Below are 21,527 nucleotides of genomic sequence, written 5' to 3'. Positions count from 1 at the left end.
ACGCAGGACGGCAAATACAAGACGCCGACCCTGCGCAACGTCGCCGTCACCGGCCCCTACATGCACAACGGCGCCTTCAAGGACCTGGAGACGGTCATCCGGTTCTACAACAAGTACAACAGCACGGCGGAATCGGCGCAGATCAACCCGGAGACCGGCAAGCCCTGGGGCCAGCCGGAGGTCGCCAAGACCCTGTCGCTGAAGGAACTGGAGACCGGCCCGGCGCTGGACACCAAGCGTATCAAGGCGCTGGTCGCCTTCCTGAAGACCCTGACCGACGCGCGTTACGAGCACCTGCTCAAGGAATAGCGGGGCTGGCGTTGGGTTTTCGCTGGCGCCTCACGGCAAAATGGCGAACACGCGGGCCGGGAAGCCGGAGCCCTTTTCGGGCTTGGGGAAGGTGACCACGGCGATGGCGCCGGCCTCGGGCACCTTGTCCAGGTTGGCCAGCAGCTCGATCTGGTAGTGGTCGATCGACAGGATGTAGGCTTCCAGCGAATAGTCGTCGCGGCTGGTCGATATGCCGGGATCGGTGTCCGTGGTCTCGTGCCCCGACGCGGTGATCTTGCGATCCTCGTAGAGGGCGGTCAGCACCTCCTTGCTCCAGCCCGGATAGTGGGCGGTGCCGGCGTCGTCGGCGTTGCGCATCGCCTTGGCGTCCGGCCAGCGCTTCGACCAGTCGGTGCGCAGCGCCACGAAGGCGCCCTGCGGCACGCGGCCGTGCTTCGCCTCCCACGCCTTCAGGTCGTCCAGGGTGACCTGGTAGTCGGGGTTGGCCGCCGCCTTGGCCGACACGTCGATCACCACCAGCGGCAGCAGCATCTCGGTGACCGGGATGTCGTCCACCGCGCGCTTGCCGCGGAAGAAGTGCGCGGGCGGGTCGACGTGCGTGCCCCACTGGCCGACGTGGCGGAACTCCTCCACCAGGAAGCCGGAGCCCTTGCGGCCCACGCCGGGGTCGTAATGGTAGAGGACGACGCGCTCCTCCTCGTCGAAGCCGGGCCAGTGCGGGATGCCCGGACGGAAGGCGTGCGTCAGGTCGACGAAGGTCTTGCCGCGCAGTTGCTCCACCACGCCCCACAGGCCGGTCGGGCCTTGCGCCCCGGCGGTGGCCGTCGTCAGCACCAGGGCGGCCACCGCCGCGGCAAGAACCTTCATCGCGTTACTCCGTTATCGTGTCAGTCCATGGTGGACTTGCCGCCGTGGGCGGCCGACCACTCCACCGGAGCGTGCAGGAACTTCTCCACCTCGTCCAGGGTGTTTGCGTCGAAGTAGGCGTTCTCGCGCGCGACCTTCAGCACGTCCCACCAGGTGCACAGCTCGTGCAGGCGCACGCCGATCTTCTCCATGTTGGTCTTCGACTGCGGGAAGATGCCGTAGTGGAAGATCACGAAGGTGTCGGTCACCTGGGCGCCGGCGGTGCGCAGCGCGGTGACGAAGTTCTCCTTGCTCTTGCCGTCGGTGGCGAGGTCTTCCACCAGCAGCACGCGCTGGCCGTCCTCCACCACGCCCTCGATCTGGGCGTTGCGGCCGAAGCCCTTGGGCTTCTTGCGGATGTACTGCATGGGCAGGCCCATGCGCTCGGAAATCCAGGCGGCGAAGGGGATGCCGGCCGTCTCGCCGCCGGCGATCACGTCGATGCTCTCGTACCCGCATTCGCGGATGATCGTCGCCACCGCCATGTCCATCAGCGCCGCACGGGCGCGCGGGAAGGAGATGATGCGGCGGCAGTCCGTGTACACCGGGCTGGCCCAGCCCGAGGTGAAGATGAACGGCTTCTCGGCGTTGAAGTGCAGCGCCTTGATTTCCAGGAGCAGCTTCGCCGCGGTGGCGGCGATCACGGCCTTGTCGGGAAGGGCGGCGAAGTTGGTGGGCATGGGGCGGGCCTTTCGCAGGTCACGGGGCTGATCGGAGCGTGCCCTGTGTAGCCGCTGGTCCGCGGATTCGCAACGCCCCCCGCGGACGGTGCAGGTTCTTTCCATGCGACGCGGGAACTGTACCGGGGAGGCCGGCGATTGTATGGTAAGTGGCGCTTACCGGGATCGGGAAGGAGATGCGGCGATGGGCGTGGTCCGCAAGGCCAAGGTGACCAGCAAGGGGCAGGTGACCATTCCCGCCGACATCCGGCGCCTGCTGGGGATCGACGGCGGCGGCCCCGTTACCTTCCGTGAGGAGGGAGGCCGGGTCCTCATCCAGCCGGCCCACAAACCGTCCCTGCGTGAGCTGGTGGACGGCTTCGACCCCGAGCGGCACCGGCATGGCCCGCAGGAGCGCCCGTGGGATGACGCGCCCCGGGGCCGCGAGACCTTATGAGCGGCTATGTTCCGGATGCCGGTGACATCGTCTGGATCGACCTCAGTCCGCAGGCCGGTCACGAGACGGCCTTCCGGCACCCGGCGGTGGTGCTGACGCCCGCCTACTACAGCGTGGCCACGGGACTGGCGCTGATTGTGCCGATGACCACGAAGGCCAAAGGCGGTTCCTTCGAGGTGCCGATGCGGGGCGCCCGGCGCGCCAAGGGCGTGGTGCTCGCCAACGAACTGCGCACCGTCGATTATCAGGCCCGAAGGACCGAGAAGTTCGACGACTGCCCGCCGGACGTGCTGCAAAGGGTCCGCGACATCGGCGAAGCGCTGGTGCGCGGCGACTGAAGGCTCACTTCGCCGGCAGCTTCAGCGCCACGCAGCGGGCGAAGACCTCGTTGCCGGTCATGTCCTGGTAGACGGCGACCAGCTGCGGGCGGGCGGCCTCGCACTGGGCGAAGGTGTCGAAGTCCACGGTGGCCGGGCCGCCGCGGCCGAGGACGAACAGCAGGAGGATGACGCGCTCCACCAGCATGGCCGTCATTCCGCCGTTGGCCGGGCCGCCGCCGGCCGGGACAGGGCGAGGCGCGCGGCGTCGGCGTCCAGGCCGATCTGCGCCTTCAGCTCCTCCAGGCCGGAGAACTTGCGCTCCGGCCGCACGAACTCGATGAGCTGCACGCGCAGGTGCTGGCCGTAGAGGTCGCCCGCGAAGTCGAACAGGTGCACCTCCAGCCGCTCCGCCAGCCCGCCCACCGTCGGGCGGCGGCCCAGGTTGGCCACGCCGTCGTGCCACACCGTGGCCGGGCCGTGGTCGACGCCGGCCCGCACGGCGTAGACGCCGAAGGCCGGGCGCAGGTACTCGCCCAGCTCCAGGTTGGCGGTGGGGAAGCCGATGGTGCGGCCGCGCTTGTCGCCGTGCTCGACCCGGCCCTCGATCTCCCACGCCCGGCCCAGCACGTGCGCCGCCTCGCGCGGGTTGCCGGCCAGCAGCGCGTCGCGCACGCGGGTGGAGGAATAGACGCCGCCCTGCGGGTCGGCCACCGGCCCCACGGCGGTGACGCCGAAGCCATGCCGGGCACCCAGCCGTTCCAGCAGCGCCACGTCGCCGGCGCGGCGGTGGCCGAACAGGAAGTCGGCGCCGCACACCGCGTGCCGGATGCCCAGGCCGCGCACCAGATCCTCCTCGACGAAGTCCTCCGCACTCTTGTGCAGGAAGCGGTCGTCGAAGTGGCAGACGACCATCAGATCCACGCCCAGAGCCTCCACGTGGCGGGCCTTCACGCGGAAGGGCGACAGGCGGAAGGGCGGGTCGCCGGGGCGGAACAGGCTGCGCGGGTGCGGCTCGAAGGAAAGGACGCCGGTAGGCGCGCCGAGATCGCGGGCGATGCGTTGCGCCTGGCCGATCACCGCCTGATGGCCGCGGTGGACGCCGTCGAAGTTGCCGAGCGCCAGGACGGCGCCGCGTGCGTCGGCGGGCAGGTCGGTGGTGTGTCGGAACAGTCGCATGGAAACGCCTCAAACGCAGCGGCCCGCCGGAAGGGCGGGCCACACCGCTGGGCGAGTATATAGACCAGCCCCGGCGCGGGGTAAACGCGCCGGGAGCGACGCCCGTGCCGGATCAGGTGCCGGATCGGCCGGGCATCAGCCGCGCGACGGGACCATCAGCATCGCCTCGCCCTCCAGGACGACGGTGTCTCCCACGGTGCAGACGGTGCGCATCATCACGCGGCGCTTCTCAGGGATGATTTCCGTGATGGTGGCGCGGGCGGTGACGGTGTCGCCGGAGCGGACCGGCGCCTTGAATTTCAGGTTCTGCGAGATGTAGATGCAGCCCGGCCCCGGCAGCTTGGTGCCCAGCACCGCCGAGATGAAGCCGGCGGTCAGCATGCCGTGCGCGATGCGGCCCTGGAACATGGTGCCGCTGGCGTATTCCTGGTTCAGGTGCACCGGGTTGGTGTCGCCCGAAATGCCCGCGTACAGCACGATGTCGGCATCGGTGATGGTCTTGGCGTAGGCGGCGTTCATGCCGACAGAGAGATCCTCGAGGTAATAGCCGTCGAGTTCCTTCGAGACCTGACGAACATCGTCCATACGCGGATTTCCTTCTCCGTCGCGTCCGCGTTGCTGCGGCGCAAGATACGAATGATGCGGCGCGGTATATGCGCCGCGGGATCATGATGACAATACGGCTCCTGGAAAAAAAAGGTAAATTTCGGCATGCCCGACCGAAAGAGCCTTTCTTTGTCTCCGTCCGTTCATCGCAGGTGCAAAACGGCCGAGACCGATGTCGGATCCCGGCGGGAGGGGTATTGCTGACCGTCAGGGCAGGGAACGGGCATGTTCCCAAGAAGGCGAAGCCCGCCCTTCGTCCTGGCGAATCGGGTTGCCCCGTTCGGGTGAGTTGATTCCGCGCCCGGCGGCACGAGGGTTCAGGATAACCGCAAGAGAGGCACCGCCGGAGGCCCGCCCATGCCACACCGCTTCGCCCTGGTCACCGGGGCGTCCTCCGGCATCGGCGAGGCGTTCGCCCGCGCGCTGCCGGCCGACACCGGCCTGCTGATCACCGCCCGCGACGCCGGGGCGCTGACCCGCCTGCAGGAAGACCTGTCCCGTCCGGGCCGCGCGGTCGAGGTGCTGGCCGCCGATCTCGCCACCGACGACGGCCGCGCCGCGCTGGTGGACAAGGCGCGCACGCTGGAGGTCGACCTGCTGATCAACAACGCCGGCGTCGGCGCCTTCGGCGCGGTGCTGGAGAACCCGGAGGAGGCCGAGAAGCAGACGGTGGAGCTGAACGTCACCGCCGTGGCCGTGCTGACGCGCGCCCTGTTGCCGGGGATGATCGACCGCGCGGCGCGCGACAGCCGGCGGGCCGGGCTGATCCTGGTGTCCAGCACCACCGCCTTCCAGCCGGTGCCGTACCTGGCCACGTACAGCGCCACCAAGGCGTTCGTCCTGTCCTACGGCGAGGCGCTGGCGAGCGAGCTGCGGCGCAAGCCGGTGGACGTGCTGGTGCTGTGCCCGGGCGCCACGCGCACGCGGTTCGGGGAGCGGTCGGGCTTCGCCGTCGGCTCGCTGCCGGGCGCGGCGGAGCCGGACGACGTGGCGCGCGACGGGCTGGCGGCGCTGGGGCGGCGCACGGTGCACGTCAGCGGCTTCGGCACGCGCCAGCTGCTGCGCCCCTTCCTGTGGTCGCGCCACGCGGCCACCGGCGGGCTGGGCGCCCTGCTGTCCGTCCTCGACCGCGGCAACCGCTTCGGACGGTCGCCGCGGCCTTAGAGGCGAACTCAGTCGATCGCGGCCGAGGTGACGCCGGTGCTCTTGTTCCAGCGCAGCGTCAGCTTGGTGATCTTGCACAGGTTCAGATCTTCCCAGATGGCGCTCTCGCCGTCGTCGTAGACGACCTTCATGTCCCAGATGCAGGTCTTCTCGCCCTTGCCGAAGGACACGTCGAGCGTCTCGCCGTTGTCCAGGACGTCGCGGCCGAGGATGTCGTCATCCCAGCTGTTGTTGTTCGCCTCGGACACGTAGATGTGCTTGAAGGCGTAGCCGGTCTTGTTGACGATCGAGAAGTCCTGCTGGCCGGCGAGGGCCGCGACCGGGACGATCGCCAGCGCCAGGGCCGCCGAAGCCATCGCCGTCTTGATGTATTTGAAACCCATAATGGAACTCCAGGGAGGGATGAGGAACGCGGAGCTCATTCTTTGCGGGGCAACTAACTTAAGTCAAATCCCAAATATTCCTTTTTGCGCAAATGGATTTCCTTTTGGGGCTTTGTCACAGGAGCGCGGTCCGGCGGCTCGGGCTGGACCGGAGCGGCCGGTGGTGGTTCAATCCGCCCCGTCAGTCGGGCGGGAGGGACCATGGACCAGATGATGACGCGGCCGGCGCCGGAGTTCGGCAGAATCGAGCTGCCCGACGGCGTGCGCCTGCGCACCGCCCGCTGGCGGCCGGAGGGGGAGGTGCGCGGCACCGTCACCCTGGTCACCGGCCGCGCCGAGTTCATCGAAAAGTACCAGGAGACGGCCGAATCGTGGCTGGCGCGCGGCTATCAGGTCTTCGCGCTGGACTGGCGCAACCAGGGCTTGTCGGACCGGCCGCTGGCGAACCGGCAGAAGCACCACCTGCTCAGCTTCTCCACGCTGCGCGACGACCTCGCCTACTTCATCGACCACGTGGTGACGCCGGACTCGGCGGGGCCGTCGGTGCTGATGGCGCACTCCATGGGCGGGCTGGTCGCCACGCTGTACCTGTCCGCCTACCCCGAGCGGTTCCGCGCCGCCGTGCTGTCGGCGCCGATGTACGCCATCAACCTGCGCCGCCTGCCCGGCGCCGTCGCCCGCGCGCTGGCCGAGGCGGCCTGCGTGTTCGGCTGCGCCACGCGCTACGCGCCGGGGCGGGGCGACTACGACCCGGCCGAGGCCGCGTTCTTCGCTGACAACGTCATCACCAGCGACCCGCGCCGCTACGCCGCCTTCCACGGCCCCTACGGCGAGCGGCCGGAGCTGCGCGTGGGCGGCGTCACCTGGGGCTGGCTGCGCGCCGCCATGCGCTCCTCGGTCGCGGTGCAGCGCAGCCTGCCGCTGGACCACGTGCTGACGCCCGTTCTGCTGCTGAGCGCGCCCGACGACCTTGTGGTCGATTCGCGCGTCCACCACGTGGTCGCCAGGCGCTTCCGGGACTGCACGCTGGTCGAGTTCCCGCGCGCCAAGCACGAGCTGCTGATGGAATGCGACGCCATCCGCGACGCCGTGTGGGCGGACATCGACGCCTTTCTGGCGACGGCCCTGGCCTGACCCCACCTTAGTGACAGCCTTTCCCCGGCAAGGACCCGCCATGCCCGATTTCTGGAGACAGTCCGGCTACCACCTGCTGACCCGCGACGCCGACGGGCATCTGGCGGTGACCGACGACTTCCTGCGCGCCTACCTGCAGCGGCCGGAGATGGCGCCGGTGCCGGAAAGCTGCGCGGCCGAGCGGGCGCTGTTCGACCGCCTGCTGGAGGATCCGCGCCGGCCGGTGGGGGAGGCCGAGGTGGCGGCGCTGGCCGACCCGGACGCGGTGGAGAACTGGCGGGTCTGGCTGGGCTTCCGCGACCGGCTGCTGGCCGCCGGCACGCTGGAGGCCTGCTACCTGCGCCTGTTCCGGGAAGGGGCGCGGGGCGTGCCGTCGCTGTTCGTCGACCAGCTGGTCCACGCCATCCTGCGCGGCATCCTGGACGAGACGCCGTCCGGCCTGCGCGCGCGGGCGGGGGAGCTGTTCTTCCGCGAGCAGACGGTGTCGGTGGACGACGGGCGCGTGCGGCTGGCCGATGCCGAGACGGTGGCGATGCACGCGAAGACCGGCGGCTTCGGCAGCCTGGGCCGGCTGGTGGTGGAGGCGGGAACGGCACCGCGCTCGGTCGAGCTGGACATCCTGGACGAGACCAGCCACCACGCCTATTGGGGCCGGGACGAGCGGCACGACACGGTGATCGACGTGACCTTCGCGGCCGCCGGTCTGGACGCGCTGGCCCGCGTGCTGGAGCGGTGGGTGGCGCATTTCCTGGGCGTCAAGGTCTCCATCCAGCCGGTGCAGACGATCCGCGACGAGCGCTGGGTCTGGCACGTCGGTCTGGACGCCGAGGGCACGGCGATCCTCAACGACCTCTACAATGGGGTGGAGGTGGACGAGGACCGGCTGGCCCGCATCCTGGCGCTGTTCCGGCTGGAGTTCGCCGACCCGGCGGCGATGCGCGCCGACGTCGCCGGGCGCCCGGTCTACCTCGCCATGGCGATGACGGCGGAGCGCACGCTGCGCCTGAAGCCGCAGAACCTGCTGGTCAACCTGCCGCTGGCCGCCACCATCTGATCGACCGCCGTCTGATCGACCGCCTGATCGCCTGCGTCTTTTCGTCCGTGTGGCGGATTGCCGCCTTCGCGGCGCGTTCCCGGCCGCCATAATGGCCGCACAAAAAATGCGGTTTTCAAGCCGCCCAACGGGGGACGCCGCCATGCTTGCCAAAACGATGAAGCCGACCGAGCCGCGCTGGGACACGGTGGCGTGGCAGGACAGCTTCGGCGTCGGCCACGCCGACATCGACGCCGACCACAAGCGCCTGTTCGAGCTGTTCAACGAGTTCGTCACCGCGGTGAACGACAACCGCGCCGATTCCGACATCGAGAGCGTGCTGGTCGAACTGCTGGAGTACACCGACCACCACTTCGACCGCGAGGAGCGGCTGATGCGGGAGCACGGCTATCCCGACTACGAGACGCACAAGACGATGCACGACACCTTCGTGCGCCAGGTGCACGACGTGAACAACGCGCTGGACGCCGGCGGCGAGCAGGGCGCCTTCGTGCTGGGCTTCCTGGGCAAATGGCTGTCCGGGCACATCCTGGGCGTCGACAAGAAACTGGGCGCCTTCCTGCGCGACCGCGGCGTGGAAGCGGCGTAAGAGGTGTGGTTCTGAGACACGGATGAACACGGATTTTTCAGGGATGAACACGGATCAAGAATTTTTTTCTTCATCCGTGTTCATCCGCGGCCGGTCTCGCCGGCATCCGTGTTCATCCGTGTCTCCAATTCTTCTCCCGGCTGTTCCCTTGCCGAAATGCGGCCCGCCGCCTCCCCATCCTTGACCATGCGGCACCCCGGCCTTAAAGCTGGCGCGACTGGAAACAAAGGCCGACGCCCGCATTATGTCCGTCGAACTCGCCGTGGTCATCCCGACGCTGAACGAGGTCGGCAACATCGTGCCGCTCCTCCAGCGGCTCGACCGGGTCCTGGCCGGGCTGGCCTGGGAAGCCATCTTCGTCGACGATGATTCGACCGACGGCACGACGGAGCTGCTGCGCCGGCTGGCGCAGGAACGGCCCAACGTGCGCTGCCTGCACCGCATCGGCCGCAGCGGCCTGTCGTCCGCCTGCATCGAGGGGATGCTCAGCACCGCAGCGCCGACGATCGCGGTGATGGACGCCGACCTCCAGCACGACGAGACGCTGCTGCCCGGCATGCTGGCCAAGCTGAAGGGCGAGGCGCTGGACATCGTCGTCGCCAGCCGCTTCGCCGAGGGCTCCAGTCTGGGCAGCTTCTCCTCCGCGCGCGAGCGGTTGAGCCGCGTCGGCATCCGCCTCAGCCGCCTCGTCACCGGCGCCCGCCTCACCGACCCGCTCAGCGGCTTCTTCCTGCTGCGGCGCGAGGTGCTGGAGGAGACGGCGCGCAACCTCTCCGGCCAGGGCTTCAAGATCCTGCTGGACCTCTTCGCCTCGGCCCCGCGCTCCCTGCGCTTCGGCGAGGTGCCGCTGCACTTTCGCCAGCGCCACAGCGGCGCCAGCAAGCTCGACACCCTGGTGATGCTGGAGTTCGCCATCCTGCTGGCCGACAAGCTGGTGGGCAAGCTGATCCCCATCCGCTTCGTGCTGTTCGTGCTGGTGGGCGCCTTCGGCGTGGCCGTGCACCTGTCGCTGCTGGCGCTGGCCTTCCGCGGCGTCGGCCTGGGCTTCGTGGCGGCGCAGGCGGCGGCGACGGCGGCGGCGATGACGGTGAACTTCTACCTGAACAACCAGTTCACCTACCGCGACCGGCGCCTGAAGGGTCGCCGCTTCCTGTGGGGGCTGGCGTCCTTCTACGTGGCCTGCGCCATCGGCGCGGTGGTCAACCTGCAGGTGGCGGAATCGCTGTTCACGCTGGGCGCGCCCTGGCCGCTGGCCGGCCTGCTGGGCGCCACGGTGGGTGCGGTGTGGAACTTCGGCGTCAGCTCCACCTTCACCTGGTCGAAGCCCAAGGTCCGGCCGGCCGCCGAGACCCCCCGTTTCGAATCGCTGCACACCCGCGGCGCGGGCGACTGACGCATGCCGCCGGCCCTCCTCGCGCGCGTCACGCCGTGGGCGCTGCTGGCCGTGTTCGCGCTGGCGGCGGGCACGGTGGCGGTGGCCAGCTGGATCAGCCCGATCGGCCTGTTGAACAACGACAGCACGCTCTACATGCGGCTCGCCCGCTTCATCCTGGAGGGGCGCGGCCTGGGGGCCGGCGTGTTCAAGAGCGGCATCGACCGGCCGGACACGCTGTTCCCGCTCTTCTCCGTCTGGCCGATGGGCTACCCGTTCCTCATCGCGGCGGTGAACGCGGCCGTGAACGTGGTGGTGCCGGTGGACGTGTTCTGGGCGGCGAAGCTGCTGAACATGGCGTGCATCGGCGGCGGGCTGTTTGTCCTGTACCGCGTGTTCGGCGCCTGGGCGCTGGCGCCGGGCGGGCTGTACCTGTTCTGGCCGGTGCTGGACACCCACGCCTGGACGCTGGCCGAGGCGCCGTTCCTGCTGCTCCAGTTCCTCCTCATCCGCCTGCTGGCGGCGGCCGAGGACACGGAGCGCGCGGTCGCCGTGGCCGCCGGAATCGCGGCGGCGGCGCTGGGCCTGTTCCTGCTGCGCTACGTCGGCGCCTTCGCCTTCCTAGTGGGCGGGCTGGCGGTGCTGCACGCCGCGTGGCGGCGGCGCTGGCGCATGGCGTTCGCCTTGTCCGGCGCGCTGGCGATCGCGGGCGGGCTGGCGGCGCTGTACCTGTGGAACAACCTCGCCCACACCGGGCTCGCCACCGGGACGACGCGAATCCCCAACCAGACGCCGCTGGGCGAACTGGCGATGCAGGCGGCGCGCGGCTTCTGGGGCGCCGTCAACCCGGTATTCCTCGACGTTGCGCTGGACGCGCGCGGGCTGGCACTGAACGCGCTGCTGTTCGGCCTGCCGGCGCTGGCCGTGGCGCTGGTCGCGTGGCGCGAGCGGGAGGTGCCGGTGGCCGACCCGGTGGCGAACGCGGTCGCCGACCGCTTCGCCCGCTGGGCGCTGGTCACCGGGCTGACCTTCTTCGCCGCCGTGGTGCTGCTGCGCGCGCGGCAGTACTTCGACGGCTTCGATCCGCGATTCGTGACGACGGGGCTGCTGCCCATCGCCGTCTGGGCGTTCTGGCGCGTGCTGCGCCGGCAGGGGCGGGCGGCGTGGCTGCTCACCGCGTGCGTGCTGGCGCTGGGCCTCGCCGGGGTGGCGCAGTACACGGTGCGCCCGTGGCTCGCCTTCCGCGCGTCCGGCGCGCCGTCCTACGAGGCGGTCCGGCGGGCGGAGGCCGAACGCCTCGCCGCCGTGCCGCCGGGCAGCGTCTATATCTTCGGCTTCGGCCCGCCGGAGGTGTTCTACCTGCGCCCCGACCTCGCCGTCGCCCACCCCCGCGTGCGCCTGCGCGGCGGCCAGAGCTGGCAGGAGTTCCTGGACACGCTGCGCCCCTTCGGCCGCCCCATCTACGCCAGCGGCGACTGGCGCGGCGAGCAGCGTTTCGACGATTCCGTGGCCGAGGCCTACCGCGCCGGCATCGCCGGCCGCGGCATCGTGCGCGTCGAGTAGCACACTATATCTTGTGTTGGCTTGCGTGTTCGGCTGGCCCGCGGCGGAACGCCGCGCCGGAACCGTGATCCGTCAAGCGTTTGGCTGCCGGAATTATCCCCAATACTCGGTGGATAACGTGTGAACAACTCCGGCCCCGCACCGTGCAAATGGTGATTCCGACGGGGTAAGGAATCGGGCCGCGCGCCGTCGCCGCCGGGGCGCTGGAACGCGCTGGCGTTACCTGTCATGACTTTGAAACACTTCTTGCCCGCGGGGCGTTCGTGAGTCCCGCGATTTGCGATGCGGGAAACGGCACTTGCGGGTGGGAGCGACTCGGCCGAACCGTCGAAAATCGGCGGGAACCGTCGGCGGTTTTGCCCGTTATCCACAACGTGTCAATATGCTGGGGATAGGTCCGGTCGATAGGCCCAACATCTGGTCAAAGAGCTTGCCGGCCCAATCGATCGTGTTAGGATGCCGCCACCATACAGGATCTGGTGCCTATGAGCCAGCGCAGGCGCGGCCTAGGCCATACGACAGTCAGAAAAAGGGAGCCCGAATCACCATGCGGATCCAGCGACGCTTTACGATCGAGGGGCAGGACGCCTACGCCGCCATCGGCTTCCGCCGCACCGGCAGCGAGATCCGCAACCCGGACGGCTCGGTCGTGTTCTCGCAGTCCGACATCGAGGTGCCGGAGGGCATGAGCCAGGTCGCCAGCGACATCCTGGCGCAGAAGTACTTCCGCAAGGCCGGCGTCCCCGCCGCGCTGAAGCCGGTCGAGGAGAACACCGTTCCTTCCTGGCTGTGGCGCAAGACCGCCGACGAAGCCGCGCTGGCAGCACTGCCCAAGGAGAAGCGCTACATCGGCGAGACCTCGGCCAAGCAGGTCTTCGACCGTCTGGCCGGCACCTGGACGTACTGGGGGTGGAAGGGCGGCTATTTCGATTCGGAAGCCGACGCCCGCGCCTTCTTCGACGAGATGCGCTTCATGCTGGCCGCCCAGATGGCGGCCCCGAACAGCCCGCAGTGGTTCAACACCGGCCTGCACTGGGCCTACGGCATCGACGGCCCGGGCCAGGGCCACTTCTACGTCGATTTCAAGACCGGCCTGCTGACCTCCTCGGCGTCCGCCTACGAACACCCGCAGCCGCACGCCTGCTTCATCCAGTCGGTCGCCGACGACCTCGTCAACGAGGGCGGCATCATGGACCTGTGGGTGCGCGAGGCGCGCCTGTTCAAGTACGGCTCGGGCACCGGCTCCAACTTCTCCCGCCTGCGCGGCGAGGGTGAGAAGCTGTCGGGCGGCGGCAAGTCGTCGGGCCTGATGAGCTTCCTGAAGATCGGCGACCGCGCCGCCGGCGCCATCAAGTCGGGCGGCACCACGCGCCGCGCCGCCAAGATGGTCACCGTCGACCTCGACCACCCGGACATCGAGGCCTACATCGACTGGAAGGTCGTCGAGGAGCAGAAGGTGGCCGCCCTGGTCGCCGGCTCCAAGATCTGCCAGGAGCACATGAACCGCGTCATGGCCGCCGCCCAGAACGGCCTCGACCCGAAGGAGAACCGCGAGCTGCGCAAGGCGATCATCGGCGCCCGCCACGCGCAGATCCCGGAGAACTACATCCAGCGCGTCATCCAGTTCGCCGGCCAGGGCTTCGCCGCGATCGAATTCCGCACCTACGACACCGACTGGGATTCGGAGGCCTACCTGACGGTGGCCGGCCAGAACTCCAACAACTCGGTGCGCATCACCGACGAATTCTTCGAGGCGGTGCAGAACGACGGTCCGTGGAACCTGATCCGCCGCACCGACGGCAAGGTCCACCGGACGCTGAAGGCCCGCGACCTGTGGGAGAAGATCGGCTACGCCGCCTGGGCCTGCGCCGATCCGGGCGTGCAGTTCGACACCACCATCAACGACTGGCACACCTGCCCCGAGTCCGGCCGCATCAACGCGTCGAACCCGTGTTCCGAGTACATGTTCCTCGACGACACGGCCTGCAACCTGGCGTCGCTGAACCTGCTGTCGTTCCGCATGCCGAACGGCGCCTTCGACGTCGAGGCGTTCGAGCACGCCTGCCGCCTGTGGACCGTCGTGCTGGAAGTCTCCGTGCTGATGGCGCAGTTCCCGTCGAAGGAGATCGCCCAGCTGTCGTACGAGTTCCGCACGCTGGGCCTCGGCTTCGCCAACCTGGGCGGCCTGCTGATGGCGTCCGGCCTGCCGTACGACTCGGACGAGGGCCGCGCCTACTGCGCCGCCATCTCCGCGGTGATGACCGGTGTCGCCTACGCCACCTCGGCCGAGATGGCGGAGGAGCTGGGCCCGTTCCCGGCCTTCCAGAAGAGCCGCGAGTCGATGCTGCGGGTCATGCGCAACCACCGCCGCGCCGCCTTCGGCGAGACCGAGGGCTACGAGGGCCTGTCGGTGAAGCCGGTGCCCTTCGAAGCCGCCGACTGCCCCGACAGCGAGCTGGCCGTGGCCGCCCGCCGCGCCTGGGACCGCGCGCTGGCGCTGGGCGAGAAGCACGGCTACCGCAACGCGCAGGCCACGGTGATCGCGCCGACCGGCACCATCGGTCTGGTCATGGACTGCGACACCACGGGCATCGAGCCGGACTTCGCGCTGGTGAAGTTCAAGAAGCTGGCCGGCGGCGGCTACTTCAAGATCGTCAACCGGCTGGTGCCGGAGGCCCTGCGCACGCTGGGCTATGACGAGGACGAGATCGCCGAGATCGAGCGCTACGCGGTCGGCCACGGCACGCTGAAGGGCGCGCCCGCCATCGGCCACGACGCGCTGCGCGCCAAGGGCTTCACCGACGAGGGTCTGGTGAAGCTGGAGAACGCGCTGGCCAGCGCCTTCGACATCAAGTTCGTCTTCAACAAGTGGACGCTGGGTGCCGACTTCCTGACCGGCACGCTGGGCATCCCGGCCGCCGTGATGGACGGTCCCAACTTCGACCTGCTGACGCACCTCGGCTTCTCCAAGGCCGAGATCGAGGCGGCCAACACCTTCTGCTGCGGCGCCATGACGCTGGAGGGTGCGCCGTACCTGCGGGACGAGCACCTGGCGGTCTTCGACTGCGCCAACCCGTGCGGCCGCATCGGCAAGCGCTTCCTGTCGTGGGCCAGCCACATCACCATGATGGCGGCCGCCCAGCCGTTCATCTCCGGCGCCATCTCCAAGACCATCAACATGCCGAACTCGGCCACGGTGGAGGAGTGCAAGGACGCCTACCTGATGTCCTGGCGCCTGGGCCTGAAGGCCAACGCGCTGTACCGCGACGGCTCGAAGCTCAGCCAGCCGCTGCAGGCGCAGCTGCTGGAGGACGAGGAGGCCGAGACGGTCGACACGATCGTCGAGTCCTCGAACGCCGCCCGCGCCCAGATCGTGTCGGAGCGCGTCGTCGAGCGGGTCATCGAGAAGATCGTCGAGCGCAAGATCGCCGAGCGCCAGAAGCTGCCGCACCGCCGCAAGGGCTACACGCAGAAGGCCATGGTCGGCGGCCACAAGATCTACCTGCGCACCGGCGAGTACGAGGACGGCCGCCTGGGTGAGATCTTCATCGACATGCACAAGGAGGGCGCCGCCTTCCGCTCGCTGATGAACAACTTCGCCATCGCGGTGTCCATCGGCCTGCAGTACGGCGTGCCGCTGGAAGAGTTCGTCGAGGCGTTCACCTTCACCCGCTTCGAGCCGTCGGGCATGGTGTCGGGCAACGACGCCATCAAGATGGCGACCTCGGTGATCGACTACCTGTTCCGCGAGCTGGCGATCTCCTACCTCGGCCGCCACGACCTGTCGCACGCCACGACGGAGGACCTGCTGCCGTTCACCGTCGGCAGCGGCGACAAGCAGGGCGACCTGCCGGAGTCCGAGGTGCAGCCGCAGGACATCGTCCGCAAGGTGGCCTCCACCGGCTACGTCCGCAACAACCTGCGGGTGCTGGACGGCGGTCAGGCCCAGCGCGCCGTCGCCGCCATGGCGATGGCCGCGGCCTCCGGCACGGCGGCGGCGGCGCACACGGCGGTGACGCAATCGGCGGCGGTCGCCACCGCGGCGGCCACCTACGGCGGCCACGCCACGGCGCACACCCCGGTCAGCACCGCCTACGGCGGCACCTACTCGGACAACCGCTTCGACCGCATCCGCGAAGCCAAGGCCCGCGGCTACGAGGGCGATCCCTGCGGCGAGTGCGGGAACATGACGCTGGTCCGCAACGGCACCTGCCTGAAGTGCGACACCTGCGGCAGCACGACCGGCTGCTCGTAAGGCCGGTCAGGACCTGATGCGAAGCGAGAGGCCGCCCCTTGTGGGCGGCCTCTTTGCTTTTGGGGCACCAACCTGCAAATCCCCCTTTGGGAGTGCCTACACCCAAAGGCCAGGGGTGACGATCGGCCCCTGCGTTATAAAATGCAGTGTCGTACGCATCAGGCAGGAGGCTCCATGACGGATGATGGCGCCGAATACCACGTGAACTACCGTGGTCCGAATTACATGCCGGATGTCTGGTACCTGTGCGGTGCCTTCGACAATCTGGCCGAGGCACGCGCCTTCTTCTCGGCCCGGCTGGCGGCCGACATGGCGGCCACCCCCGCCCCCGGCAGCGAGTGGCGGCTCGTCGGCGTGCGCGACGGCGAGGTGGTCCGGGTGATCGAACACGTGCGCCGTCCCGGCCCCATCCCCGTGCGGGAACGGGCATAGCCGGGCGGCCTCCCCCCTTGCGCCACCGGCCTCCCCGAAGGCCGGAATCGAAAAACCCACCGCCGCGCCCTACTTTCCATAAGAAAGGGAGGGGCGGAGGATGGACGGCTCGATCCGCACGACCGACAGGGACTACCGCCTGGACGACCGCTACGACCGCGCGCAGGGGCGGGTCTTCCTGACGGGAACGCAGGCGCTGGTGCGCCTCCTCATGCTGCAGGCCGAGCGGGACCGGCGCGCCGGGCTGAACACGCGCGGCTACGTCAGCGGCTATCGCGGCTCGCCACTGGGCGGGCTGGACCAGGCGCTGTGGCAGGCGCGCGAACGGCTGGCCGGCCAGGGCATCACCTTCCAGCCGGGCATCAACGAGGATCTGGCGGCGACCTCCGTGCTGGGCAGCCAGCAGGTGGAGGCCAGCGGCGAGGGGCGGTGCGACGGGGTCTTCGCGTTGTGGTACGGCAAGGGGCCGGGGGTGGACCGCTCCGGCGACGCGCTGAAGCACGGCAACGCCTACGGCAGCTCGCCGCGCGGCGGCGTGCTGGTGGTGGCGGGCGACGACCACGGCTGCGTGTCGTCCAGCATGCCGCACCAGAGCGATCTGGCCTTCATCGCGTGGTCCATGCCCATCCTGAACCCGTCGGGCGTGCGCGAATACCTGGACTTCGGTCTGTACGGCTACGCGCTGTCGCGCTTCTCCGGCAACTGGGTGGGCTTCAAGGCGATCTCGGAATCGGTGGAGAGTGCCGCCACCGTCGACCTGCCGGACGTGGAGCGGGCCTTCCGCACGCCGGTCGGCCACCCGGTGCCGCCGGGCGGGCTGCACTACCGCTGGCCGGACTTCCCCAGCCTGCGCATCGAGGAGCGGTTGGCGGCGAAGCTGGACGCCGTGCGCGCCTTCGCCCGCGCCAACCCGCTGGACCGGCGGATCCTGGGCGACGGCGGCTGGCTGCGCATCGTCACCACCGGCAAGGCGCACCTGGACCTGATGGAGGCGCTGCGCCTGCTGGGCATCGGCGAGGTGGAGGCGCGCGACCTGGGCATCAGCGTCTACAAGGTCGGCCTGTCCTGGCCGCTGGAGCCGCACGGCATGCGCGACTTCGTGGCCGGCGCCGAGGAGGTCTTCGTCGTCGAGGAGAAGGCGCCGGTCGTCGAGGGCCAGATCAAGGAGCTGCTGTTCCACCAGAGCGAATCCGAGCGCCCGCGCGCCGTGACCGGCAAGGCGGACGAGACGGGCGCGCCGCTGCTGCCCCGCACCGGTGAACTGCGGCCGTGGATCGTCGCCAAAGCGCTGGCCGCGCGGCTGAAGCGCCGCCTGCCGGAGCGCGATTTCTCCGCCCGTCTGGCGGAGCTGCTGCCGGCCGCGGGCACGCCGGCCCCGCCGCTGGTCCGCCAGCCCTACTTCTGCTCCGGCTGCCCGCACAACACCTCCACCCGCGTGCCCGACGGCAGCAAGGCGCTGGCCGGCATCGGCTGCCACTTCATGGCCTCCTGGATGGAGCGCGGGGTGGAGGGCCTGACGCCCATGGGCGGGGAGGGGGCCAACTGGGTGGGGCAGGCGCCCTTCTCCAAACGCGGCCACGTCTTCCAGAATTTGGGGGAGGGGACCTACTACCACTCCGGCTCGCTGGCGATCCGGCAGGCGGTGGCGGCGGGCGTCAACATCACCTACAAGATCCTCTACAACGACGCCGTCGCCATGACCGGCGGCCAGCCGGTGGACGGGCCGATCTCCGTCGCCGCGGTCACGCAGCAGCTGCGGGCCGAGGGTGTGCGGCGCATCGCCGTGGTTAGCGACGAGCCCGACAAATTCCGCCCGGCCCGCGGCCTCGCCCCCTTCACCACCATCCACCACCGGGACGAGCTGGACGCCGTGCAGCGGGAGCTGCGCGACACGCCCGGCGTGACCGCGCTGGTCTACGAGCAGACCTGTGCGGCCGAGAAGCGCCGCCGCCGCAAGCGCGGCCAAATGCCCGACCCGCCCCGGCGCGTGGTGATCAACGAGCTGGTGTGCGAGGGCTGCGGCGACTGCGGGCGCAAATCCAACTGCCTGTCCATCCAGCCGGTGGAGACGGCGTTCGGCACCAAGCGGCAGATCGACCAGTCCTCCTGCAACAAGGACTATTCCTGCGTCGAGGGCTTCTGCCCCAGCTTCGTGACGGTGGAGGGCGGCAATCTGCGCAAGCCGGATTCGGGCGCGCTGGAGGCGCGCTTCGCCGACGCGCTGGCGGCGCTGCCGGTTCCCTTCCGCGAACTGCCGTTCGAGCCCGCCGAGGTGCTGGTGGCCGGTGTGGGCGGCACCGGCGTGGTGACCGTCGGCGCGCTGCTGGCCATGGCCGCGCACCTGGAGGGCAAGGCGGCCAGCGTGCTGGACTTCACCGGCTTCGCGCAGAAGGGCGGGGCGGTCTACAGCTACGTCCGCACGGCGCGCCGGCCGGAACTGCTGAACCAGGCGCGGATCGAGCCGGGGCAGGCGCACCTCGTGCTGGCCTGCGACGCGCTGGTGTCGGTCAACACCGACGCGCTGCGCACCGTGCGCGCCGGCCACACGCGCGTGGTCGCCAACACCCACGTGGTGCCCACCGGCGCCTTCACCCGCAACCCCGCCGGCCAGCCGCCGGCCGACGACCTGCTCGCCACGCTCCGCGCCGCCGCCGGGGCGGAGCGGGTGGACGCGGTGGACGCCAGCCGCATCGCCACCGCGCTGTTCGGCGACGCCATGCTGGCCAACGTCTTCCTGCTGGGCTACGCGTTCCAGAAGGGGCTGCTGCCGGTGGGGCCGGAGGCGCTGGACCGCGCCATAGAGCTGAACGGGGTGGGGGTGGACCTCAACCGCCGCGCCTTCGCCTTCGGCCGCCTCGCCGCGCACGATCCGAAGGCGCTCGCCCCCGTGCTGGCGCCGGAACCGGCGCATGACCGCCGCATCGACGAGGTGGTGGCGCGGCGCGTGGATTTCCTGACCGGCTACCAGGACGCCGCCTATGCGGCCCGCTACCGCGACCTCGTGGAGCGGGTGCGCACCCGCGAGGCGGCGGTGCTGGCCGGCCGCACGGATCTGGCGGACGCGGTGGCGCGGGCATACTTCAAGCTGCTGGCGGTGAAGGACGAGTACGAGGTGGCCCGGCTGCATACGGACCCCGCCTTCCGTGCGCGCCTGGAGGAGCGATTCGAGGGCGACTGGAAGCCGGTCTTCCACCTCGCCCCGCCGCTGCTGGCCCGCCCGCGCGACGGTGGGGGCGAGCCGCGCAAGATGGCGCTGGGGCCGTGGATCCTGCCGGTGTTCCGCGCGCTGGCCGGCATGAAGCGCCTGCGCGGCACGCCGCTGGACGTCTTCGGCTACACGGCCGAGCGCCGCACCGAACGCCGCCTGATCGCCGAGTACGAAGCCCTGGTGGAGGAGCTGCTGCGCGCCCTGACGCCGGAGAGCCACGCGACCGCCGTGACGCTGGCCGCCCTGCCGCTGGAGGTGCGCGGCTTTGGCCATGTGAAGGAGAAGGCGCTCGCCGCAGTGCGTCAGCGCTGGGCGGCGTTGTTGGAGGAGTTCCGGGGCACCCATTCGATGCCCAAGGCCGCCGAGTAGAGCGGCAACGCCCGTTCCGGCGCGAAGTCCGCTGCGCGCCGTCTGCGGGCGTCCGCGTCGCCGGGGTCGTCCAGCGCCGCCGCCAGCGCCGCCTCCAGCGCTTCTGCCAGCCGGGCGGCGTCGCCCACCGGGACCAGGGCGCCCCAGCGGCCGTCCTCCAGGATCTCGGCCGGGCCGCTGGGGCAGTCGGTGCTCACCACCGGGCAGCCGCAGGCCAGCGCCTCCACCAGCACGACGCCGAAGCCCTCCCAGCGCGAACTCAGGGCGAAGACGCCCCCCCGCGCCATGGCGGGGAAGGGGTTGGCCGCGAAGCCGGGGAACGCCACGTCCGCCGCCACGCCCAAGGACTCGGCGTGCGCCAGCAGGGCGGCGCGCAGCGGCCCCTCGCCCAGCACCACCAGCCGCGCCGGGCGCCGGGCGCGCAGCCGGGCGAAGGCGTCGAGCAGCGTGGCGAAATCCTTTTGCGGCACCAGCCGGCCCACGGCCAGCACCACCGGCGGTTCGCCGGCCGCGAACCACGGGTGGTCCGGCGGTTCCGCCGCCAGCGCGGCGGCGCGGGCGACGTCCACGGGATTGTGGATCACCGTGACGCGGTCGCGGGGCAGGCCCACCGTCGCCACCAGATCCTCGGCGACACCGTGCGAGATGGCGACGATGGCGTCGGCGCGCGGGTAGAGCCAGCGCAGCAACGGCAGCCGCCAGCGGTCGCGCCAGCGCGTGGCGCCGCGCAGGCTGGGCGCCACCGCCTCCGACTGGCGCAGCACGAGGCGCAGCGGCACGCCGGACAGCGCGCGCGCCGCCACGGCGGCGAGGTTCGCGGCGTCGGTGGTGGACAGCAGCACGCCCGGCCGCTCCCGCCGCAGCCAGAGCGCCAGCTTCGGCACCAGCGTGCGCGTGCGCGCCGCGCCCAGATCCACCACCCGCACGCCGTCCGGCACCGCGCTGGCCAGGGCGCCGTCGGCGCGCCCCAGCACGAGGTCGACGCCGTGCCCGGCGGCGGCGAAGCGGCCGGCCAGCAGCAGCATGGTGCGCTCCGCCCCGCCGCCGCCGAGATTGCCGAGAAGGAAGGCGATCCGCCCGGCCATGCCGCTCACGCTCCCGCCACGCGCGAGACGAGGTAGCGGAACTTGCCGGACGGGCTGACCGGGATGTCGTCCACCGTGCGGATCTCGACCGCGCAGGCCGCACCCATGACGTCCTTGATGCGCCGCTCCACGTCGGCAAGGTCGGCCGGCGGGGGCGGGGAGGCCGGCACCACCTCCACCAGCACGCGGTCCAAAGCGTCCTGCGTCACGCGGTAGCGGGCGATCCACGGCCGCTCCTCCAGGACGTAGAGGAACAGGGCGCCGTCCACCGTGGCGCCGTCCATGGCGGTGAAGGTATCGCTGGTGCGCCCCTGGATGCGCGTCAGCACCGGCCAGGGATCGTCAGCGTCCACTGCCCAGGCGGCGCGGTCGCCGATGCGGTAGCGGATCAGCGGCATCGCGGCGTTGGTCAGCAGGGTCACCACCAGTTCCCCCACCTCGCCGGGCGGGGCCGGGCTGCCGTCGGGGCGCAACACCTCCACCAGATGCGTGGGCGCCGACACC

General features: G+C 70.4%; 18 protein-coding genes and 2 pseudogenes. 12 read left to right on the top strand and 8 right to left on the bottom strand.

Translation table 11 applies throughout. The features are described from left to right. Positions 1-309: pseudogene (locus tag VED21_RS17550) on the top strand (methylamine utilization protein MauG); the annotation flags it as partial. A 30-nt stretch (positions 310-339) separates the two neighbouring features. Here VED21_RS17550 and VED21_RS17545 read toward each other — a convergent pair. After that, on the bottom strand, positions 340-1,158 hold the full coding sequence (locus VED21_RS17545) for a cyclase family protein (protein WP_324884317.1): 819 nt from the start codon (positions 1,156-1,158) through the stop codon (positions 340-342). 20 nt (positions 1,159-1,178) lie between these two features. Beyond that, the gene (locus VED21_RS17540; protein ID WP_324884315.1) at positions 1,179-1,877 is read right to left on the bottom strand and encodes an orotate phosphoribosyltransferase; all 699 of its coding nucleotides are present in this window, start codon (positions 1,875-1,877) and stop codon (positions 1,179-1,181) included. 184 nt (positions 1,878-2,061) lie between these two features. Here VED21_RS17540 and VED21_RS17535 point away from each other — a divergent pair, with 184 nt between their 5' ends. Both VED21_RS17535 and VED21_RS17530 read left to right on the top strand, forming a co-directional pair. Next, the gene (locus tag VED21_RS17535) at positions 2,062-2,313 is read left to right on the top strand and encodes an AbrB/MazE/SpoVT family DNA-binding domain-containing protein (protein WP_324884313.1); all 252 of its coding nucleotides are present in this window, start codon (positions 2,062-2,064) and stop codon (positions 2,311-2,313) included. Continuing rightward, the gene (locus tag VED21_RS17530) at positions 2,310-2,651 is read left to right on the top strand and encodes a type II toxin-antitoxin system PemK/MazF family toxin (RefSeq protein WP_324884311.1); all 342 of its coding nucleotides are present in this window, start codon (positions 2,310-2,312) and stop codon (positions 2,649-2,651) included. The genes VED21_RS17535 and VED21_RS17530 overlap by 4 nt, the downstream gene beginning before the upstream one ends. 4 nt (positions 2,652-2,655) lie before the next feature. Here the strand turns inward: VED21_RS17530 and VED21_RS17525 are convergent, their stop codons facing one another. The 3 genes from VED21_RS17525 to VED21_RS17515 form a co-directional block, all read right to left on the bottom strand. Next, positions 2,656-2,847, bottom strand: a complete 192-nt coding sequence (locus tag VED21_RS17525) for a hypothetical protein (protein ID WP_324884309.1) — start codon at positions 2,845-2,847, stop codon at positions 2,656-2,658. Beyond that, positions 2,844-3,809, bottom strand: a complete 966-nt coding sequence (locus VED21_RS17520) for a bifunctional riboflavin kinase/FAD synthetase (RefSeq protein WP_324884307.1) — start codon at positions 3,807-3,809, stop codon at positions 2,844-2,846. The genes VED21_RS17525 and VED21_RS17520 overlap by 4 nt, the downstream gene beginning before the upstream one ends. A 135-nt stretch (positions 3,810-3,944) precedes the next feature. Beyond that, complete coding sequence (locus VED21_RS17515; protein WP_324884305.1) at positions 3,945-4,394, bottom strand: MaoC family dehydratase; 450 nt, start codon at positions 4,392-4,394, stop codon at positions 3,945-3,947. A gap of 378 nt (positions 4,395-4,772) precedes the next feature. Between VED21_RS17515 and VED21_RS17510 the strand changes: the two genes are divergently transcribed. Continuing rightward, positions 4,773-5,579 (top strand): SDR family NAD(P)-dependent oxidoreductase, encoded by an 807-nt coding sequence (locus tag VED21_RS17510; protein ID WP_324884303.1) that lies wholly within the window; start codon positions 4,773-4,775, stop codon positions 5,577-5,579. Between the two features lie 8 nt (positions 5,580-5,587). Here VED21_RS17510 and VED21_RS17505 read toward each other — a convergent pair whose 3' ends face one another. After that, positions 5,588-5,962 (bottom strand): hypothetical protein, encoded by a 375-nt coding sequence (locus VED21_RS17505; RefSeq protein ID WP_324884301.1) that lies wholly within the window; start codon positions 5,960-5,962, stop codon positions 5,588-5,590. A gap of 201 nt (positions 5,963-6,163) precedes the next feature. Between VED21_RS17505 and VED21_RS17500 the strand changes: the two genes are divergently transcribed. The 8 genes from VED21_RS17500 (at position 6,164) to VED21_RS17465 (ending at position 19,938) form a co-directional block, all read left to right on the top strand. Then, positions 6,164-7,096: an alpha/beta hydrolase gene (locus tag VED21_RS17500; RefSeq protein WP_324884299.1), complete on the top strand. Its 933-nt coding sequence runs from the start codon at positions 6,164-6,166 to the stop codon at positions 7,094-7,096. 40 nt (positions 7,097-7,136) lie between these two features. Continuing rightward, on the top strand, positions 7,137-8,150 hold the full coding sequence (locus VED21_RS17495) for a DUF6352 family protein (protein ID WP_324884297.1): 1,014 nt from the start codon (positions 7,137-7,139) through the stop codon (positions 8,148-8,150). Between the two features lie 142 nt (positions 8,151-8,292). Next, positions 8,293-8,739, top strand: a complete 447-nt coding sequence (locus tag VED21_RS17490; protein WP_324884295.1) for a bacteriohemerythrin — start codon at positions 8,293-8,295, stop codon at positions 8,737-8,739. Positions 8,740-8,983: 244 nt separating this feature from the next. Continuing rightward, positions 8,984-10,132 carry a glycosyltransferase family 2 protein gene (locus VED21_RS17485; protein ID WP_324884293.1) on the top strand — a complete coding sequence of 383 codons (1,149 nt, stop codon included), beginning with the start codon at positions 8,984-8,986 and terminating at the stop codon, positions 10,130-10,132. Between the two features lie 3 nt (positions 10,133-10,135). Continuing rightward, positions 10,136-11,674: a hypothetical protein gene (locus VED21_RS17480; protein WP_324884290.1), complete on the top strand. Its 1,539-nt coding sequence runs from the start codon at positions 10,136-10,138 to the stop codon at positions 11,672-11,674. A 547-nt stretch (positions 11,675-12,221) separates the two neighbouring features. Further along, entirely contained in the window at positions 12,222-15,929 is a 3,708-nt protein-coding gene (locus tag VED21_RS17475; protein ID WP_324884288.1) for a vitamin B12-dependent ribonucleotide reductase, read from the top strand. Between the two features lie 174 nt (positions 15,930-16,103). Further along, positions 16,104-16,361 (top strand): hypothetical protein, encoded by a 258-nt coding sequence (locus VED21_RS17470; RefSeq protein ID WP_324884286.1) that lies wholly within the window; start codon positions 16,104-16,106, stop codon positions 16,359-16,361. A gap of 100 nt (positions 16,362-16,461) precedes the next feature. Continuing rightward, positions 16,462-19,938: an indolepyruvate ferredoxin oxidoreductase family protein gene (locus VED21_RS17465; protein WP_324884284.1), complete on the top strand. Its 3,477-nt coding sequence runs from the start codon at positions 16,462-16,464 to the stop codon at positions 19,936-19,938. Here VED21_RS17465 and VED21_RS17460 read toward each other — a convergent pair. Together VED21_RS17460 and VED21_RS17455 are read right to left on the bottom strand one after the other, a co-directional pair. Further along, entirely contained in the window at positions 19,872-21,023 is a 1,152-nt protein-coding gene (locus VED21_RS17460) for a glycosyltransferase (RefSeq protein WP_324884283.1), read from the bottom strand. The genes VED21_RS17465 and VED21_RS17460 overlap by 67 nt on opposite strands. A 5-nt stretch (positions 21,024-21,028) precedes the next feature. Further along, positions 21,029-21,527 (bottom strand): annotated as a pseudogene (locus tag VED21_RS17455) (hypothetical protein); the annotation flags it as partial.

It is taken from the genome of Azospirillum sp., from assembly GCF_035627195.1.
GTDB lineage: Bacteria > Pseudomonadota > Alphaproteobacteria > Azospirillales > Azospirillaceae > Azospirillum.
This window is presented reverse-complemented; position numbering and strand designations above follow the sequence as displayed.

Coding starts and splice junctions, on each gene's coding strand:
- VED21_RS17545 (WP_324884317.1), bottom strand. CDS start 1,158: ATGAAGGTTCTTGCCGCGGCGGTGGCCGCCCTGGTGCTGACGACGGCC.
- VED21_RS17540 (WP_324884315.1), bottom strand. CDS start 1,877: ATGCCCACCAACTTCGCCGCCCTTCCCGACAAGGCCGTGATCGCCGCC.
- VED21_RS17535 (WP_324884313.1), top strand. CDS start 2,062: ATGGGCGTGGTCCGCAAGGCCAAGGTGACCAGCAAGGGGCAGGTGACC.
- VED21_RS17530 (WP_324884311.1), top strand. CDS start 2,310: ATGAGCGGCTATGTTCCGGATGCCGGTGACATCGTCTGGATCGACCTC.
- VED21_RS17525 (WP_324884309.1), bottom strand. CDS start 2,847: ATGACGGCCATGCTGGTGGAGCGCGTCATCCTCCTGCTGTTCGTCCTC.
- VED21_RS17520 (WP_324884307.1), bottom strand. CDS start 3,809: ATGCGACTGTTCCGACACACCACCGACCTGCCCGCCGACGCACGCGGC.
- VED21_RS17515 (WP_324884305.1), bottom strand. CDS start 4,394: ATGGACGATGTTCGTCAGGTCTCGAAGGAACTCGACGGCTATTACCTC.
- VED21_RS17510 (WP_324884303.1), top strand. CDS start 4,773: ATGCCACACCGCTTCGCCCTGGTCACCGGGGCGTCCTCCGGCATCGGC.
- VED21_RS17505 (WP_324884301.1), bottom strand. CDS start 5,962: ATGGGTTTCAAATACATCAAGACGGCGATGGCTTCGGCGGCCCTGGCG.
- VED21_RS17500 (WP_324884299.1), top strand. CDS start 6,164: ATGGACCAGATGATGACGCGGCCGGCGCCGGAGTTCGGCAGAATCGAG.
- VED21_RS17495 (WP_324884297.1), top strand. CDS start 7,137: ATGCCCGATTTCTGGAGACAGTCCGGCTACCACCTGCTGACCCGCGAC.
- VED21_RS17490 (WP_324884295.1), top strand. CDS start 8,293: ATGCTTGCCAAAACGATGAAGCCGACCGAGCCGCGCTGGGACACGGTG.
- VED21_RS17485 (WP_324884293.1), top strand. CDS start 8,984: ATGTCCGTCGAACTCGCCGTGGTCATCCCGACGCTGAACGAGGTCGGC.
- VED21_RS17480 (WP_324884290.1), top strand. CDS start 10,136: ATGCCGCCGGCCCTCCTCGCGCGCGTCACGCCGTGGGCGCTGCTGGCC.
- VED21_RS17475 (WP_324884288.1), top strand. CDS start 12,222: ATGCGGATCCAGCGACGCTTTACGATCGAGGGGCAGGACGCCTACGCC.
- VED21_RS17470 (WP_324884286.1), top strand. CDS start 16,104: ATGACGGATGATGGCGCCGAATACCACGTGAACTACCGTGGTCCGAAT.
- VED21_RS17465 (WP_324884284.1), top strand. CDS start 16,462: ATGGACGGCTCGATCCGCACGACCGACAGGGACTACCGCCTGGACGAC.
- VED21_RS17460 (WP_324884283.1), bottom strand. CDS start 21,023: ATGGCCGGGCGGATCGCCTTCCTTCTCGGCAATCTCGGCGGCGGCGGG.